The following is a 16734-nucleotide window of genomic DNA, read 5'->3' as shown; positions in this document are numbered from 1 at the left end:
CCCCGCGCACCGGTGCCGCCGGCCAGCCGGCGCTGGGAGCCCCGGTGGCCGGCCAGACGGGCGCGGGCGCCGGCCAGCCCGCCTGCGGCGAGGACGTCGTGCTGGACGGCTGCCCGGCGGTCGCTCCCACCCCGGAGACCGGTTGCGTGTCGGCCACCGGCTGGGGGTCGTACGCCGGGGCGGGGGTGGTGGCTGGCGGCGTGGCGTACGCCGGGTCGCCATCGGCCAGGGGCGTCGTCGCCGACGCGCCGGTGGGCGGTGCCGCGCTGTACGCCGGAGCCGGCCAACTGACCGGCGGGACCGGGCCGGGTGGTGTGCCGACCGGTGACGGCCCGACCGGCGCGCCCGGCTGCGGCCCCCGGCTGTCCCGGTTGAGCAGCAGCGCCCCGCCGATCAGGATGGCCGCGCCGAGCAGCACCGCGCGGAAGGCGTCGGTGACGATGTAGCCGAAGCTCGCCGCGACCAGGATGCCCAGGATGATCACGGTCACCGGCGACATGCTGGACCGGCCGCGCCCGAGCATGGACTCGACCGGGGACGCCGTGTCGCCCTCGTTCGGGATGATCAGCCACGCGGCGACGTACACCAGGATGCCGATGCCGCCGAAGAACCCGAGGACGGCGAGCAGCACCCGCCAGAGCACCGGATCGGTGTTGGTGGCCCGGCCGATCGCCGCGCAGACCCCGGCCAGGTAGCGCCCCTCACGCGGCCGCACCAGGCCGTACCGTGAGGTGAAGCCGGCGCCGCCCAGCGGCGGTGGCGGCGCGGACGGACCGGGACCGCCCGGGCCGGGTGGTGTGCCCCCGGCCGCGCCGTAGCCGGTGTCCGGCCCGTAGCCGGTGCCGGGCGGGTAACCCGTGCCGCCGCTGCCCGCGAAGGCCGCGGTGGGGTCGGCACCGGACCCGGCGCTGGGTGGGCCGAACGTCGTGGGCTCGGCCCAGCCGGACGGCGTGGCGGCTGGTGGGGGCGGTGATGAACCGCCCGGCTGTACCGACCCCGGGCGGGCCGGCTGGGCAGCTTCCTCGGTCATGCCTCGATCCTGCTGCCCGGTCCGCCCGAGCGACCTCAGGACCCGACCCTGACCCCACCCTGAGATCTGGACGGCCGGAATGTCGGGGGCGTCCCCGTGGTCGCGGGCGCCGCAGCGTGTGACGATCGGACTCACCGATCCCGACCGACCCGCCACCGTGACCAGGGAGCCCGCGATCAGCACCGTCATCCCGCCCCCGCGCCTCTACCGCGCCCCCGAGCATCGGATGGCCGCCGGTGTCGCCGCCGGCATCGCCGACCACCTCGGCATCTCGGTGCTGCGCGTCCGGGTCGCGTTCATGGTGCTGCTCGGCCTGAGTGGGCTGGGCCTGCTGCTGTACGCGGCCTTCTGGGCGGTGGTGCCGCTGCGTCCCGGAGACACCGCCGTCCCGCCCCGACGGGACGTGGCCCAGCTCCTGCCGTTCGTGGGGATCGGGCTCGGTGTCCTGCTGATCCAGGTGATGGTGTTCGACTCGGTCGGCGCGGCGGGCACCGCCGGCTGGCTGGTGGCCATCATCGCGGTCGGCGCCGGTGTCATCTGGCACCAGTCCGCCCCGGAGCGGCGCCGACGGTGGGGCGACACGCCGGTGCCCTGGCTCGGCGCGGTGGTCGAGGAGAGCGACCGGCGGGCCTTCGTGCTCCGGTTCATCGGCGGAGGGGTCCTCGTCGCGGTCGGCATCATCGGTGTGGCGGCCGTCTACTCGCCGGCGCAGAACTTCGACGCGGTGATCAACGGCGTGATCTTCGCGCTGGTGGGGCTGGCCGGGGTCGGCGTGGTCGCCGCGCCGGTGCTCTGGCGGACGTACAACCAGCTCCGCTCGGAGCGGGAGGGGCGTATCCGCGAGCAGGAGCGAGCCGAGCTGGCCGCGATGGTGCACGACCAGGTGCTGCACACGTTGGCCCTGATCCAGCGCAACGCCGGGGACGTCAAGACGGTCCAGCGGTTGGCGCGGGGGCAGGAACGGTCGCTGCGTAATTGGCTCTACAAGCCCACCGCGTCGCCGCACGAGCGTTTCGCCGCCGCCCTGGAGCAGGCCGCCGCCGAGGTCGAGGACACGTTCGCGATCACCGTGGAGGCGGTCGTGGTGGGGGACCGGGAGACCGACGAGAAGGTGGGCGCGCTGGTGGCGGCCGCGCGCGAGGCCCTGGTGAACGCGGCCCGGCACGCCGGCGTGCAGTCCGTGTCGCTCTACGCCGAGGTGGAACCGGATCAGGTCAGTGTCTTCGTCCGGGACCGGGGCAAGGGCTTCGATCCGGATACCGTGGAGGACCACCGGCACGGCGTACGCGGCTCGATCATCGGGCGGATGAAGCGGCACGGCGGACGGGCCGAGATCCGGTCCGGACCGGGGGAGGGGACCGAGGTCCGGTTGATCCTGCCGATCTCCCGGGACTCGTCCGCAGCGGAGAGGAACAGATGACCATGGCCGAGCAGCCGACCGAGCACCTCGACCAGGCCCAGGCCCGCCCCGAGCGGCTGCGGGTGTTCCTGGTGGACGACCACGCCATGTTCCGAGCCGGCGTACGCGCGGAGCTGGGCGCCCACGTCGAGGTGGTGGGCGAGGCGAGCACCGTGGCCGAGGCGGTAACCCGGATCGCGGCCACCAGTCCGGACGTGGTGCTGCTCGACGTGCACATGCCCGACGGCGGTGGACGCGCGGTGCTGGAGGCGATGCGGCGGGGTCACCCGCAGGTCAAGTTCCTGGCGCTGAGCGTCTCCGACGCGGCCGAGGACGTGATCGGTCTGATCCGGGCCGGCGCACGGGGGTACGTGACCAAGACGATCTCGCCGGACGAGCTGGCGGCGGCGATCCGCCGGGTCGCCGACGGTGACGCGGTGTTCAGTCCGCGGCTGGCCGGATTCGTGCTGGACGCCTTCGCGGCCCGGCCGGACGCCCCGGTCGCCGATCCGGAGTTGGACCAGCTCACCAACCGTGAGCGGGAGGTGCTGCGGCTGCTCGCCCGGGGGTACGCGTACAAGGAGATCGCGAAGGAGCTGTTCATCTCCATCAAGACGGTGGAGACGCACGTGTCGAACGTGCTGCGCAAGCTTCAGATGTCCAATCGCTACGAACTTTCCCGCTGGGCGGCGGACCGCCGGCTCGTGTGACCCATTCCTCTTCCCCGACATTTGGGGCAGATGCCACGGATACCGCTGTCCGGGGCTGACAAACGATCAGTCGTCACCCCATACTGCCCCGGTCCCGTCTCCGCGCGTGGGTGCTGAGCATCCCGCGGAGGCTGCGGCTCACGTGTGCCCGCGCGAGCGGGTCACCCCTGGGGGAGAGGTACGCGAATCTTGATGTTCGGACAACGAGGACGACGTTGGGCTCGGGTCGCGTTGGCGGCCGTGGCCGGTGGCGCGCTGGCGTTCGGCGTGGCGGGTGCCGCCTCCGCGGCCCCGGCCACCGGTGTGGCCAAGGCGGTCGAGGGCACCGAGGTCACCCTGAAGCTCGACGGTAAGCAGCGCACCACGTCGGCGCTCGCTCTCAAGATCGACGGCAAGCTGGTGCCGGCGTTCTGCATCGACTACCGCACCGCGGTGAAGCTGGACGGCAAGTACGAGGAGGGCACCTGGGACGAGTCCCAGGTGAAGAACCTCGGCAAGGTGCAGTGGGTGCTCACTCACGGTTACCCGAACGCCGACTCCACCGCGCTGCTCGGCGCCGCCGGCGTCGACACGAAGATCGGCAAGAAGCGGCTGGAGACGCTGCTCTACTTCGGTACCCAGACCGCCGTCTGGCACTTCAGCGACGGCATCGAGCTGGGCGCCTGGGAGAAGGGTCTGCTCGCCCGCGACCAGTACGAGGTGATCACGAAGGTCCGTGACTACCTGGTCAAGAACGCCACCGACCAGCCGGAGCCGCGGGCCGAGCTGTCCGTCGACCCGGCGAACGCCACCGCGACGGTCGGCGCGAAGGCCGGCCCGTTCACTGTGAAGGGCCCGGCGGGTGCCATCACCGTCGCCGCCACCGGCGGCGCGGCCGTCGACGCCGAGGGCAAGCCGGTCACCACGATCACCAACGGCGGGCAGTTCTGGCTGACCGCCGAGGGTGCCGGCACGGTCAACGTGACGCTCACCGCGCAGGACTCGGTCTCCTTCGGTCGGGTGTTCCTGTTCACCGGCACCCAGAAGGCGCAGAAGCTGATCCTCGGCGGCAGCACCGGTGCGACGGTCACCGCCAAGGCCGCGGCGTCGTTCACGGCTGCCCCGTCGAGCCCGACCCCCACCCCGACCGTGTCGGCGTCGCCGACTCCGTCCGACACCCCGACGGCCACGGCGTCGCCGGCCAGCCCGGCGCCGTCCACCTCGCCGGTGAGCGGTGGCGGCGCCCTGCCGTTGACCGGTTCGCCGATCGCGGCGGCGGCGACCGCGGGCGTGCTGCTGCTCGCCGCGGGTGCGGTGACCGTGCTGATGGTCCGCCGTCGCAAGGTCCGCTTCACCGCCTGATCCACTCCGGCTCCACCCGGCCCCGGCTCCGCCTCGCGCGGTGTCGGGGCCGGTGCCGTTCGTGCCCCGGCGCCGGCCGCATGCCCGGTCCGCGTGCCGCCGTCGAGGATCAGACGAGCGGCCCGGACGCCCTCGGCCACCCAGTCGACGATCTTGGCCGTGCAGACGAAGCCCAGGTCAGCCGGACGGACAGATAACGAGAGCGCATTTCAGGTCGGACGAAGCGCGGGAAACCTCGCATGACGCCGCGCCTTTACCGCCGTCCTGGACGGTTCGGCTACGTATTTCCTGCTCAGGGCCGTCCGACCCGACCCCTTTGTGATCTTTTTTCAAGTATCGGCAACGTGGCGGGCAACTAACGGCTTGATAACGGCACCTTCACGGAAGCGGCCAGTGGGTGTCACAGTGGCAGCACCTCACCCTCGGTGTGTGGCACCCCGTACGGCCCATTACCACGACCCTCGCTGTTTTCACGGCGGTTCGTGGCCGTGTCGCCTGCGTAGGGTCACGCTTCGGCGGTGGGCAGCCCGGCGGATCGGAACATCAGGGGTGTCTCCAACTTCCCTGTGATCCCGACGACCCGCGCCCCCGGGGTGGTCGGGCGGTGTCACCCCCAAAACGTGCGTGAAACCCACGACGGAACCAGGTTAGAAAGAGGAGGCCCCTCGGAATGAGAGTCTCGAAGCGGGCGACGAGCGCGATCGCGCTCAGCGCGGCTGCCGCGCTTGTCGCGAGCGGTTGCTCGAGCGGTGGCGGCGACGGCGACGCCGCCGCCAGCAAGGACGGCTCGATCGTTATCCACGGCGTCCAGCCGGAGAACCCGATGGTCCCGGCGAACACGACGGAGACCGGCGGCGGCAAGATCGTCGACTGGCTGTGGACCGGCCTGGTTGAGTACCCGAACGACGGTGGGGCCCCGCGCAACGCGCTGGCCGAGTCCATCGACACCAAGGACTCCAAGGTCTTCACGATCAAGATCAAGAAGGGTACCAAGTTCCACGACGGTACCGAGGTCAAGGCGAAGAACTTCGTCGACGCCTGGAACTGGGCCGCCTACTCGCCGAACGGTGCGCAGAACGGCACCTTCTTCTCGGACATCGCGGGCTTCGACCAGACCTACACCGAGGACCCGGACGGCGCGGACGGCCCGAAGAAGGCCCCGGTGCCGTCGGCCAAGGAGATGTCCGGCCTGAAGGTCATCGACGAGCAGACGTTCGAGGTCACCCTGGCGGCCCCGACCGCGGTCTTCCCGACCAAGCTCGGCTACAGCGCCTTCATGCCGCTGCCGGATGCCTTCTTCACCATGAAGCCCGAGGAGTTCGGCAAGAAGCCGATCGGCAACGGCCCGGTGAAGTTCGTGTCGTGGGAGGACAACGTCCTCATCAAGCTGACGCGCTTCGACGACTACAACCTGCGCGACAAGATGAAGATCAAGGACGTCGACGTCAAGCTGTACCAGGACGAGAACGCGGCCTACAACGATCTGCTGGCGAACAACCTCGACTTCATGGAGGTTGTCCCCACCTCGGCGCTCGCCGGTGACAAGTGGAAGACCGACCTCGGTGACCGGGGCATGAACACGGTCACCCCGTCGACCGCGTTCATCGCGTTCCCGATCTACGACAAGCGCTTCCAGGACCCCAAGCTGCGTCGCGCCGTGTCGCTGTCGATCAACCGGCAGGAGATCTCGGACAAGATCTTCTTCGGTACCCGTAAGCCGGCCGACAGCTGGGCGAACCCGCTGACCCCGGGCGCCAAGCCGGGTAACTGCACCGCCTGCAAGTTCGACCCGACGACCGCCAAGCAGCTGCTGACCGAGGCCGGTGGCTTCACCGGCGAGATGGTCCTCTACTACAACGCCGACTCCAGCCACAAGGACTGGATGGACGCCGTTGCGCAGCAGATCAAGACCAACCTCGGTATCGAGGCTCGGGCTGAGGGCGTGCCGACCTTCGCGGTCTTCCGCCAGAACATCAACGCCCACAAGATGACCGGTCTGTACCGCGCTGCCTGGCAGCAGGACTACCCGGACGTGGAGAACTGGGTCAACCCGCTCTTCGTCACCGGTGGCTCCTCGAACGACGGCCTCTACAGCAACAAGGAGGTCGACGCGCTCGCCAAGCAGGCCAGCGCCGCCCCGAGCCTGGAGGCCTCGCACGAGGCGTTCGCCAAGGCTGTCGAGCTGGTCGACAAGGACGTTCCGACCATCCCGATCTACTTCTACGGCCAGCAGTCCGGCCACTCGGAGAAGATCAAGAAGCTCGAGCTGAACAACGTCGGCGAACTCGACATCACCTCGGTCGAGCTCTGATCCGAACGGTCTGACCCCGGGTCGGGCTCGCCACATCCGGTGAGCCCGACCCGGGGCCGTTCCGCGAGTGGGTGTTACAACACTCCACTCGCCACGTTGTCACCACCGTGTCGGCCGTCCGACGCGCCCCCTGTCTGGAGGACCACCCCATGGGCCGTTATCTGTTGAGACGGCTGCTCCAACTCGTGCCGGTCTTCATCGGTACGACGTTCCTGATCTACGCCCTCGTCTGGGCCGTCCCGGGCGATCCGTTCGCCGGCAAGTGCGGTGAGCGTCGCTGCCCGGATCAGTACATCGCGTTCATGACCGAGAAGTACCACCTCGACCAGAACGTCTTCGTGCAGTACGCCAACTACATGAAGAACCTGGTCCAGGGCGACTTCGGTCAGACGTTCTCGCAGCGCGAGATCAGCGACATCATCCTGACGTCGTACCCGAACACCCTGAAGCTGGCCCTGGTGGCGCTCGCCATCGAGGCCGTCATCGGCCTCGGCGCCGGCGTGCTGACCGGTCTTCGGCGCAACGGCTTCCTGGACAACCTCGTTCTGGTGTCGACCCTCTTCCTGATCGCGCTGCCGGTCTTCGTCATCGGCTTCCTGCTCCAGTGGCTGCTGGGCGTTCAGTGGGGCATCATCAAGCCGACCGTCTCCTCGGAGATGCGGCTCTCCGAGCTGATCGTGCCGGGCTTCGTGCTCGGTAGCGCGTCAGTGGCGTACATAGCCCGGGTCGCACGAACGAGCATCGCGGAGAACCGCCGTGCCGACTACGTGCGTACGGCCATCGCCAAGGGCCTCCCGATGCGCCGGGTGGTGGGTGTGCACCTGCTGCGCAACTCGCTCATCCCGGTGGTCACCCTGCTCGGCACCGACCTCGGTGCCCTGATGGGTGGCGCGATCGTCACCGAAGGCATCTTCGGGATCAACGGAATCGGCCGGCAGGTCTTCCGCGCGATCGTCACCAAGGAGAGCGCTACCGTGGTAGGGATCGTGGTCGTCCTGGTGCTGGTCTATCTCGTGATGAACCTGCTGGTTGACCTGCTCTACGCCGCCCTGGACCCGAGGATCCGCTATGAGTGACCCGAGTACCGCATCGATCGTCAGCACCCCCGCCGCGCACCCGACCGACTCTCCCGCCCCCGCTACCCAGGGGCCGCAGAGCAACGAGAAGCCGCGCGGCCTGCTCGGTGACGCCTGGCGGGACCTTCGGCGCAAGCCGCTGTTCTGGATCTCGGCCACGCTGATCGTCGTCTTCCTGCTGATGGCGGCCTTCCCGGCGCTGTTCGCTCCGGGGGACGCGGTCAACGGCTCCCTGTCCCGCAGCCTCGACAAGCCGTCGGCGAACGGCTGGTTCGGCTACGACGTGCAGGGCCGGGACGTCTACGCCCGGGTCATCTACGGCGCGCGGGCCTCCATCGTGGTGGCCGTGCTCTCCGTGCTGGGCACCCTGCTGGTCGGTGGCACGATGGGCATCATCGCCGGCTACCGCGGTGGCTGGGTCGACGGTCTGCTCAGCCGGATCGCCGACGTGTTCTTCGGCCTGCCGTTCGTGCTCGGCGCGATCGTCATCCTGACCACGTTCAACGGTTCGGGCACGAGCAACAGCAAGGCCGAGATCATGGGCCTCGTCATCGTCTCCCTGACCGTGCTGAGCTGGCCGGTCGTGATGCGGCTGATGCGCTCCTCGGTGCTCGCGACCAAGGAGGCCGACTACATCGTCGCGGCTCGGGCGCTGGGTGCCGGCACCGGCCGGATCATCCTCAAGCACCTGCTGCCGAACTGCCTGGCCCCGCTGCTGGTCTACGGCACGATCATGGTCGGCTCGTTCATCGGCGCCGAGGCGACGCTGTCGTTCCTCGGTGTCGGCCTGAAGTCGCCGGTGGTGTCCTGGGGCATCATGATCAGTGACGGGCAGCAGTTCATCCGGGTCGCGCCGGGGCTGGTGTTCTTCCCCGCCGCGTTCCTCGTCACCGCAGTGCTGAGCTTCGTGATGCTCGGTGAGGCGGTTCGCGAGGCCCTCGATCCGAAACTCCGCTAGGGGAGATCCAGTTGTCCGACATTCTCGTGTCCGAGCAGTCCGCGCCGGGACCCGGCGGGTCCGGACGTCCCTCCGGCCGGCTGCTCGAGGTCGACGACCTGCGGGTGGAGTTCCGCACCCGGGACGGCGTCGCAAAGGTCATCAACGGGGTCACGTACCACGTCGACGCGGGGGAGACCCTCGCCGTGCTCGGCGAGTCCGGCTCCGGTAAGAGCGTCACGGCGCAGACCATCATGGGCATCCTCGACACGCCCCCGGGGTTCGTCACCGGTGGGCAGGTCCGCTTCCACGGCAAGGACATGCTCCGCATGTCCAGCGAGGAACGCCGCCGCATCCGCGGCGAGGGCATCGCGATGATCTTCCAGGATGCGCTCTCCGCGCTGAACCCGGTCTTCACCGTCGGGTTCCAGATCGCCGAGCAGTTCCGCGTCCGGCGGGGCCTGGGCCGCGCCGAGGCCAAGAAGCGCGCGATCGAGATGCTCGACCAGGTCAAGATCCCGAACGCCAAGAGCCGGTTCAACAACTATCCGCACCAGTTCTCCGGCGGTATGCGGCAGCGCGCGATGATCGCGATGTCGCTGGCGCTCGACCCGGAGGTGCTGATCGCGGACGAGCCGACCACCGCGCTCGACGTGACCGTGCAGGCCCAGATCATGGACCTGCTCGCCGAGCTCCAGCGTGAGCGGCACATGGGCATGATCCTGATCACCCACGACCTCGGCGTGGTCGCCGACGTCGCGGACCGGATCGCGGTCATGTACGCGGGCCGGATCGTCGAGGAAGCCGACGTGTACGACCTGTACGCGAAGCCGGCGCACCCGTACACGATTGGTCTGATCGACTCGATCCCGCGGATGGACGAGAAGGGGCAGCAGCTCCGGACGATCAAGGGCCTCCCGCCGAACCTGATGAACATCCCGCCGGGCTGCCCGTTCAACCCGCGCTGCCCCATGGCCCAGCCGGTGTGTCGGGAGAAGGTCCCGCCGCTGCTGCAGGTGGGGAACGCCCGGGCCAGCGCCTGCCACTTCGCCGAGGAGCTGGTGAACCGTGACTGAGAACATCATCGAGGTCCGTGACCTGGTCAAGCACTACCCCGTCACCCAGGGTGTGGTGTTCAAGAAGACCGTCGGCCAGGTCAAGGCGGTGGACGGGGTCTCGTTCGGCCTGCGTGCCGGTGAGACGCTCGGCGTGGTCGGCGAGTCCGGCTGCGGCAAGTCGACCCTCGCCCGGGTTCTGATGAACCTGGAGAAGCCGACCGCCGGCAGCGTGGTCTACAAGGGCCAGGACATCTCCAAGCTGTCCGGTGGTGCGCTGCGGCGTCTGCGTCGACAGATCCAGCTGGTCATGCAGGATCCGTACACCTCGCTGAACCCGCGGATGACGGTCGGCGACCTGATCGGTGAGCCCTTCGAGATCCACCCGGAGGTGGCACCGAAGGGCAGCCGGCGCAACAAGGTCAAGGAGCTGCTGGACCTGGTCGGGCTCAACCCGGAGCACATCAACAGGTACCCGCACCAGTTCTCCGGCGGTCAGCGCCAGCGCATCGGCATCGCCCGCGCCCTGGCGCTGCGCCCGGAGATCATCGTCTGCGACGAGCCGGTCTCGGCGCTGGACGTGTCCATCCAGGCTCAGGTGATGAACCTGCTGGAGCAGTTGCAGGCCGAGTTCGGGCTGTCGTACGTCTTCATCGCCCACGACCTGTCCGTGGTCCGGCACCTGTCGGACCGGGTCGCGGTCATGTACCTCGGCAAGATCGTCGAGATCGGCACCGAGGACGAGATCTACGAGCGGCCCACGCACCCGTACACCCAGGCACTGCTCTCCGCGGTGCCGGTGCCGGACCCGACGCAGCGGCACCACAAGACGATCATCCGGCTCACGGGTGACGTGCCGTCGCCGATCAGCCCGCCCTCGGGCTGCCGGTTCCGGACCCGCTGCTGGAAGGCGCAGGACGTCTGCGCCGAGAAGGTCCCGCTGCTGGAGGTCCGGCAGGGCTCGGACCACCCGAGCGCCTGCCACTTCGCCGAGAAGCGCGAGATCGTCGCCACGCACGAGGTGTGAGGTCCCCGGAACCGCCTGCCGACGTCAGTACGACGACGGCAGGCGGTTCCGTCTGTACGGCGCGGTGCGCGCCCGGGCCCCCGGGGCGGGCCCGGGGTCGGGTCGGACGCCCACGGCGCCGACGGGGTCCCTCACAGCGGGCCGCGCCCCGCCCGCAGCAGCAGCAGTGCCAGTTGGGTGCCGTCCGCGCCGAGCGCGGTCCGGAAGCGTTCCAGGATCTCCCGTTCCCGGGAGAGCACGAGCCGCGTCCCACCGGAGGCCATCCGGGTGACCCCGACCTCCTGGGACAGCGTCGCCCGCTCCTGCCAGAGCGAGATGAGCGCATGGTCGATCTCGTCGATCCGTTCCCTGATCTGCACGATCCGGGCGGCGGCCGTGGGCTCCGCGGTGCCGGTACGTGCCTCGCCCGGCCCGGCTTCCCCGCTCGGCGGCGCCACCGCCGGCTCGCTCCCGTTCGCCGGGGACTGCTCGGCCACCGGTCGGCTCGGGTTGCCGCTCTGCTCCACCACGTCTGTCATCATCGGGTACCTCTCGCACTGTGGTGCCCGGTGCCCGGAACCTGGGACCAAAAAGCCCCGGACTCCAGGAGCCCGGGGCTGTTCGCAGGTCTGATCGATCAGGCGCGACCTACGGCAGCCGGACTCCCGGTGCCGTAGTAAAAGTAGTAGCGCGCAGCGATCACGCCGTCGAGTATGCCCACGACGGTGGTCGGTGCGCAAGGATCGGCGCCAACAGGGGCGTCGGGCGCGGGACCGCCGGGCGGGAAGTGTCCGCCTGGCGGCATAGACTTGCTGCGCGATGCATCCTCTCTTCGACATTCCCGCGTCCCCGCCTGCGCCGGAGTCCGCGCCGGCCCGTCCGGACCGGCCCCGTCCGTCCGCCGTCCGCCTCGACCCGCAGCAGCTGCTCGCCGGGCTGAACGGTCCGCAGCGTGACGCGGTCAGTCACGCCGGTTCGCCGCTGCTGATCGTCGCCGGCGCCGGGTCCGGCAAGACCCGGGTGCTCACCCACCGGATCGCCTACCTGCTCGCCGCCCGGGACGTCCACCCCGGGGAGATCATCGCGATCACCTTCACCAACAAGGCGGCGGGCGAGATGAAGGAGCGCGTCGCCGCACTCGTCGGCCCGCGGGCCCGCCTGATGTGGGTGTCGACGTTCCACTCCGCCTGTGTCCGGATCCTGCGCGCCGAGCACGAGCACGCCGGCCTCAAGTCGACCTTCTCGATCTACGACGCGGACGACTCCCGTCGGCTGATGCAGCTGGTCGCCCGCGAGCTGGATCTCGACCCGAAGCGTTACCCGGCGCGCGGGTTGGCCGCCCAGGTCTCCAACCTGAAGAACGAGCTGGTCGACCCGGAGCAGTTCGCCGCGCGGGCCACCGGCCCCAACGAGCGGGCCCTCGCCGAGGCGTACACGCTCTACCAGCGCCGGCTGCGCGAGGCGCACGCGCTGGACTTCGACGACCTGATCATGACGACGGTGCACCTGCTCCAGTCCCACCCGCACGTGGCGGAGAGCTACCGCCGACGGTTCCGGCACGTGCTGGTGGACGAGTACCAGGACACCAACCACGCCCAGTACGTCCTGATCAAGGAGCTGGTCTCCGGCACCGACGGCCTGGAGCCGGCCGAGCTGTGCGTGGTCGGTGACGCCGACCAGTCGATCTACGCGTTCCGGGGCGCGACGATCCGCAACATCCTGGAGTTCGAACGGGACTTCACCGACGCGCGGACGATCCTGCTGGAACAGAACTACCGCTCCACCCAGACCATCCTCAACGCCGCCAACGCGGTGATCGACCGCAACACCTCCCGCAAGCCGAAGCGGCTGTGGAGCGAGGCCGGCGCCGGTGAGCGGATCGTCGGGTACGTCGCCGACACCGAGCACGCCGAGGCCGACTGGGTGGCCCGCGAGATCGACCGGCTTGTCGACGCCGACGAGACCCGCCCCGGCGACGTCGCGGTCTTCTACCGCACCAACGCCCAGTCCCGCGTCTTCGAGGAGGTGTTCATCCGCGTCGGCCTGCCGTACAAGGTGGTCGGCGGGGTGCGCTTCTACGAGCGCAAGGAGGTCCGCGACGCCCTGGCGTACCTGCGGTCGGTGGTCAACGACGACGACACGGTGAGCCTGCGGCGGGTGCTGAACACCCCTCGCCGGGGCATCGGCGACCGCGCCGAGGCGTGCGTGGAGGCGCTCTCCAGCCGAGACCGGATCTCGTTCGGCGCGGCGCTGCGCCGGGCCCGGGAGGCGCCGGGCATCTCCACCCGGGCGGCCAACGGCATCGCCGACTTCGTGGCGCTGCTCGACGGCGCCCGGGAGTTGGCCGAGACCGGCACCCCGGAGGAGGTGCTGGAGGCGCTGCTGACCCGCTCGGGCTACCTCACCGAGCTGGAGGAGAGCCTGGACCCGCAGGACGCCGGCCGGGTGGACAACCTCCAGGAGCTGGTGAGCGTCGCCCGGGAGTACACCGAGCGCATCGAGGCGACCGGCGACGACGGCGAGCGGGCCACCCTGGCCGGCTTCCTGGAGCAGGTCGCGTTGGTCGCGGACGCCGACCAGATCCCGTCGGACGACCCCGACCACCAGGGTGTGGTCACCCTGATGACGTTGCACACCGCCAAGGGCCTGGAGTTCCCGGTGGTGTTCCTGACCGGGCTGGAGGACGGCGTCTTCCCGCACCTGCGTTCGCTTGGCGACACCCGCGAGCTGGAGGAGGAGCGCCGTCTGGCGTACGTCGGCATCACCCGTGCCCGGCAGCGGCTCTACCTCTCCCGGGCGGTGACCCGCTCGGCGTGGGGGCAGCCGGCCTACAACCCGCCGTCGCGTTTCCTGGAGGAGCTGCCGACGGAGCTGGTGCACTGGGAGCGCACCGAGGGGTCGTACACCTCGTGGGCTGGCGGGGGCGGCGGCGTCGGCGGTCGCGCGGACCGCGCGCCCGGCGTGCGTGGCACCTTCACCGGGGGTACGCCGAAGGCGGCGCAGCTGGCTCAGCGGCTCGGCGTGGACGCCAGCCGGCTGACCACCGCCAGTGAGCTGCCGCAGGGGCCGAAGGTGTCCGCCGGTGACCGGGTCAACCACCAGCGGTACGGGTTGGGGCGGGTGCTCGCCGTGGAGGGGCACGGTCCGGGTGCCCGCGCGCAGATCGACTTCGGCGACCAGACCATGTGGCTGGTGCTGCGGCACGCGCCGATCGACAAGCTCTGACGGGCCGCCCGGCCCGGCGTTGCGCCGGACCGGGCGTGGTGGCTCAGCAGCCCAGGTCGACGCCGCGCGTCCGCATGAACGGCGCCGGGTCGATCTGGTTCCACATTCCCTGGTGCACCTCGAAGTGCAGGTGCGGGCCTGTCGCGTCGCCGGTGGCGCCCTCGTAGCCGATGACCTGGCCGGCCTTGACCTTCTGGCCGACGGTGACCGCGATGCGGCTCTGGTGGGCGTAGTGGGTGAGGTATCCGTTGCCGTGGTCGATGAAGACGGAGTTGCCGTACCCGTCGGCGGCGTCGCCGGCCTGGGTGACGGTGCCGGCGGCGGCGGCGCGGATCGGCGTGCCGGAGGGCAGCGCCAGGTCGATGCCGGCGTGCAGGGTGCCCCAGCGCTGTCCGTAGCAGGACGTGACCGACGCGCCCGGCATCGGGTCGACCCAGGCGGGTGTCGGCTTGGTGGTCTTCTTCGGCTTCGGCTTCGCGGTGACCGTTTTCGTCGGGGTCGGGCTGGCGCTGGCCGTGGACGGGCTCACGCTCGGGCTGGCCGACGGGGAGGCCGGCGCGCTCGACTCGCGGGCGAAGCGGTCCGCCCGGCTGGCGGCCTCGGCGCGGGACTGCGCGTCGGCGGAGACGGCGGTGGGCGCCGGGCGGTCCGGGCCGGTCGTGGCGACGGCGACGCCGCCCACACCGAGCGCGACCACGGCGGCCGCGCCGAGCACGATGAGGCGGTTCCGCCGGCCGGGGCGCTGCGGCTGCTCGGCCGTGGTGTCGGGGGTGTTCTCGTTCTGGACGGGGCTGTCTTCCTGCACGGCGGACCTTCACAGTCGAGGGGCACTTGACCTCGAAATACTGGCGTCGGGTCGGCTCGGGCCGGGTACCGGGACCGGACCGCCGTCCGGTGGGTCGGCAGCGTGCTGCCCTGATACGTACCACCCTGCGCTGGTCCGTCCGTAATTGTGATCATGCGGTGTGGTGTCGTCGGTCACAGCCGATGCTGTGACCCAGCAGACATCCACCGACGAAAACCGCCCGGATCGACAGATCCGGGCGGTCAACAGTCGATACGCAGCGTCAGGACGCGGCTACCTCGCTGTAGATTGCCTCGACTTGCAGCTTGATGTCCACTCCGCGCTCCTGCAGGAACGGCACCGGGTCGATCGGCTGGCCCTTGACATGCAGCTCAAGGTGCAGGTGGACGCCGTAGGCGTGGCCCGTCTGGCCCACCAGGCCGAGCTGGTCGCCCGCCTTGACCTGCTGCCCCTCCTTCACGGTGACCGCGGAGGAGTGGCCGTAGATCGCTTCGGTGCCGTCGGCGTGCTGGACGATCACCGCGTTGCCGTACCCGCCGAACCAGCCGGCCTTGGTGACCAGGCCGTCGTGCACTGCCACGTACGGCGTGCCCTCCGGAACGACCAGGTCGACGCCGGTGTGCATCTTGCCCCAGCGCAGCCCGTAGGGGGAGTTGAAGTCGTAGCCCTGCAGCGGCAGCAGCCAGACCTCGGGCTCGGCCGCCTCCTTGCCCCGGCTGTCCCGGGAGGCGCGGTCGGCGTTGTCCGCACGGGCCGCGGCGTCCTGGCTGGTGACGGAGGCCTGCTTGAGCTCGTCGAGGACCGACGGGCTGATGTCCTTGGCGTCCGGCAGGGCGCTCGCGCCGAGCGCGACGATGCCGGCTCCGACGAACGCCGTGGTGACGACCGCGGCGTAGCGGCTGCGGGGTGGGGTGGGTACGCGGCGGCGACCGCGATATCGATCGGGCTCAGACGACAGGCGCTGGCGCACGCACACCCTCCGTTGTCGGGGTTCCGAGGCGGCCGGTGGGCGTTCGCGAAGCTTCGTTGAACGTCCGCTGACCGCGTCGTCACCCGTCCATGGACCTGATGACAACCGTGGACACGTTAGCCAACCACCAGGCGAGTCACAAGCCAGAGCGCAGAATTGGCGTGTCGATCTGTCCGTTTGCGTCCATGATTGTCATGCATCGCGTCGTCGAACGGTGCCCCCGTTACTGCCCGTTCGTCGCCGAGCGTGACCGGTCCGGCGGAGTCGTCCGGCTTGACGGCGAGGCCCGCCGGGTCCCGCCCGGGCTGATTCGCGCCCGGCGGCTTCCCGGCCCGGATTTCCCGGGCCCGGCCGGCCGGGTTACCGTTCGTTCAGGTGAAGGCCGTGGAGCCGGTGAAAGGTGTGCGCTGATGAGCTCTCGTATTCGGGTCGTCGTCGCGAAGCCAGGCCTGGACGGCCACGACCGGGGCGCCAAGGTCGTCGCGCGCGCCCTTCGTGACGCCGGCATGGAGGTGGTCTACACCGGTCTGCACCAGACTCCGGAGCAGATCGTGGAGACCGCCATCCAGGAGGACGCCGACGCGGTCGGCCTCTCCGTGCTGTCCGGCGCGCACATGACGCTCTTCCGTCGCGTCCTGGAGCTGCTCGGCGAGCGGGACGCCCGGGACATCGTCGTGTTCGGCGGCGGCATCATCCCCAACGGCGACATCCCCGAGCTGGAGAAGCTGGGCGTCGCCAAGATCTTCACGCCGGGGGCCACCACGCAGGCGATCGTCGAGTGGGTTCGGGAGAACGTGGCGCAGCCGGTCGCCTGACACGTACCGGCGGGGGTCGTCGGGCGGGTCCGGGCACGGGGGAGGGGCCGGACG

The 16734-nt window shown here is 70.2% G+C and carries 14 protein-coding genes; 10 read left to right on the top strand and 4 right to left on the bottom strand.

Features of this window, described 5'->3' with window-relative positions; genetic code table 11:
* On the bottom strand, positions 1-1030 hold a 1030-nt coding region (locus tag FHG89_RS33695), incomplete at its 3' end, for a PspC domain-containing protein (RefSeq protein WP_244295408.1).
* Positions 1031-1187: 157 nt separating this feature from the next.
* Between FHG89_RS33695 and FHG89_RS13245 the strand changes: the two genes are divergently transcribed.
* The 8 genes from FHG89_RS13245 (at position 1188) to FHG89_RS13210 (ending at position 10886) form a co-directional block, all read left to right on the top strand.
* A complete protein-coding gene (locus FHG89_RS13245; protein WP_139584694.1) occupies positions 1188-2450 on the top strand; it encodes an ATP-binding protein in 1263 nt (420 codons plus the stop codon).
* 2 nt (positions 2451-2452) lie between these two features.
* Positions 2453-3139 (top strand): response regulator, encoded by a 687-nt coding sequence (locus FHG89_RS13240; RefSeq protein ID WP_139584696.1) that lies wholly within the window; start codon positions 2453-2455, stop codon positions 3137-3139.
* A 192-nt stretch (positions 3140-3331) separates the two neighbouring features.
* Entirely contained in the window at positions 3332-4480 is a 1149-nt protein-coding gene (locus FHG89_RS13235; RefSeq protein ID WP_244295407.1) for a thioester domain-containing protein, read from the top strand.
* A gap of 670 nt (positions 4481-5150) precedes the next feature.
* On the top strand, positions 5151-6791 hold the full coding sequence (locus tag FHG89_RS13230; RefSeq protein ID WP_139584692.1) for a peptide ABC transporter substrate-binding protein: 1641 nt from the start codon (positions 5151-5153) through the stop codon (positions 6789-6791).
* A gap of 149 nt (positions 6792-6940) precedes the next feature.
* Positions 6941-7867 carry an ABC transporter permease gene (locus FHG89_RS13225; protein WP_139584691.1) on the top strand — a complete coding sequence of 309 codons (927 nt, stop codon included), beginning with the start codon at positions 6941-6943 and terminating at the stop codon, positions 7865-7867.
* Positions 7860-8825 carry an ABC transporter permease gene (locus FHG89_RS13220; RefSeq protein ID WP_139584690.1) on the top strand — a complete coding sequence of 322 codons (966 nt, stop codon included), beginning with the start codon at positions 7860-7862 and terminating at the stop codon, positions 8823-8825. Before FHG89_RS13225 ends, FHG89_RS13220 begins: the two co-directional genes overlap by 8 nt.
* 26 nt (positions 8826-8851) lie before the next feature.
* Positions 8852-9880 carry an ABC transporter ATP-binding protein gene (locus tag FHG89_RS13215; RefSeq protein ID WP_139584695.1) on the top strand — a complete coding sequence of 343 codons (1029 nt, stop codon included), beginning with the start codon at positions 8852-8854 and terminating at the stop codon, positions 9878-9880.
* Positions 9873-10886 carry an ABC transporter ATP-binding protein gene (locus FHG89_RS13210; protein ID WP_139584689.1) on the top strand — a complete coding sequence of 338 codons (1014 nt, stop codon included), beginning with the start codon at positions 9873-9875 and terminating at the stop codon, positions 10884-10886. The genes FHG89_RS13215 and FHG89_RS13210 overlap by 8 nt, the downstream gene beginning before the upstream one ends.
* 131 nt (positions 10887-11017) lie before the next feature.
* Here the strand turns inward: FHG89_RS13210 and FHG89_RS13205 are convergent, their stop codons facing one another.
* Positions 11018-11407, bottom strand: a complete 390-nt coding sequence (locus tag FHG89_RS13205; protein WP_139584688.1) for a chorismate mutase — start codon at positions 11405-11407, stop codon at positions 11018-11020.
* 277 nt (positions 11408-11684) lie between these two features.
* Here FHG89_RS13205 and pcrA point away from each other — a divergent pair, with 277 nt between their 5' ends.
* The gene (gene pcrA / locus FHG89_RS13200) at positions 11685-14090 is read left to right on the top strand and encodes a DNA helicase PcrA (RefSeq protein ID WP_139584687.1); all 2406 of its coding nucleotides are present in this window, start codon (positions 11685-11687) and stop codon (positions 14088-14090) included.
* Positions 14091-14133: 43 nt separating this feature from the next.
* On the opposite strand, the gene FHG89_RS13195 is transcribed toward pcrA, so the two are convergent.
* Both FHG89_RS13195 and FHG89_RS13190 read right to left on the bottom strand, forming a co-directional pair.
* A complete protein-coding gene (locus tag FHG89_RS13195; protein WP_139584686.1) occupies positions 14134-14895 on the bottom strand; it encodes a M23 family metallopeptidase in 762 nt (253 codons plus the stop codon).
* A 262-nt stretch (positions 14896-15157) separates the two neighbouring features.
* Positions 15158-15865 (bottom strand): M23 family metallopeptidase, encoded by a 708-nt coding sequence (locus FHG89_RS13190; protein ID WP_139584685.1) that lies wholly within the window; start codon positions 15863-15865, stop codon positions 15158-15160.
* Positions 15866-16275: 410 nt separating this feature from the next.
* On the opposite strand from FHG89_RS13190, the gene icmB reads away from it, so the two are divergent.
* Positions 16276-16680 (top strand): coenzyme B12-dependent isobutyryl CoA mutase small subunit, encoded by a 405-nt coding sequence (gene icmB, locus FHG89_RS13185; RefSeq protein WP_139584684.1) that lies wholly within the window; start codon positions 16276-16278, stop codon positions 16678-16680.
* Positions 16681-16734: the final 54 nt, after the last annotated feature.

It is taken from the genome of Micromonospora orduensis (assembly GCF_006228125.1).
GTDB lineage: Bacteria > Actinomycetota > Actinomycetes > Mycobacteriales > Micromonosporaceae > Micromonospora > Micromonospora orduensis.
Note: the sequence above shows the minus strand (reverse complement) of the source record. Positions and strands in the feature narration are given on the sequence as shown.

What these genes read in the sequence shown, in the direction of transcription:
- FHG89_RS13230 (WP_139584692.1), top strand. Translation starts at nt 5,151, where the DNA reads ATGAGAGTCTCGAAGCGGGCGACGAGCGCGATCGCGCTCAGCGCGGCT.
- FHG89_RS13205 (WP_139584688.1), bottom strand. Translation starts at nt 11,407, where the DNA reads ATGATGACAGACGTGGTGGAGCAGAGCGGCAACCCGAGCCGACCGGTG.
- FHG89_RS13235 (WP_244295407.1), top strand. Translation starts at nt 3,332, where the DNA reads ATGTTCGGACAACGAGGACGACGTTGGGCTCGGGTCGCGTTGGCGGCC.
- FHG89_RS13220 (WP_139584690.1), top strand. Translation starts at nt 7,860, where the DNA reads ATGAGTGACCCGAGTACCGCATCGATCGTCAGCACCCCCGCCGCGCAC.
- FHG89_RS13225 (WP_139584691.1), top strand. Translation starts at nt 6,941, where the DNA reads ATGGGCCGTTATCTGTTGAGACGGCTGCTCCAACTCGTGCCGGTCTTC.
- pcrA (WP_139584687.1), top strand. Translation starts at nt 11,685, where the DNA reads ATGCATCCTCTCTTCGACATTCCCGCGTCCCCGCCTGCGCCGGAGTCC.
- FHG89_RS13240 (WP_139584696.1), top strand. Translation starts at nt 2,453, where the DNA reads ATGGCCGAGCAGCCGACCGAGCACCTCGACCAGGCCCAGGCCCGCCCC.
- icmB (WP_139584684.1), top strand. Translation starts at nt 16,276, where the DNA reads ATGAGCTCTCGTATTCGGGTCGTCGTCGCGAAGCCAGGCCTGGACGGC.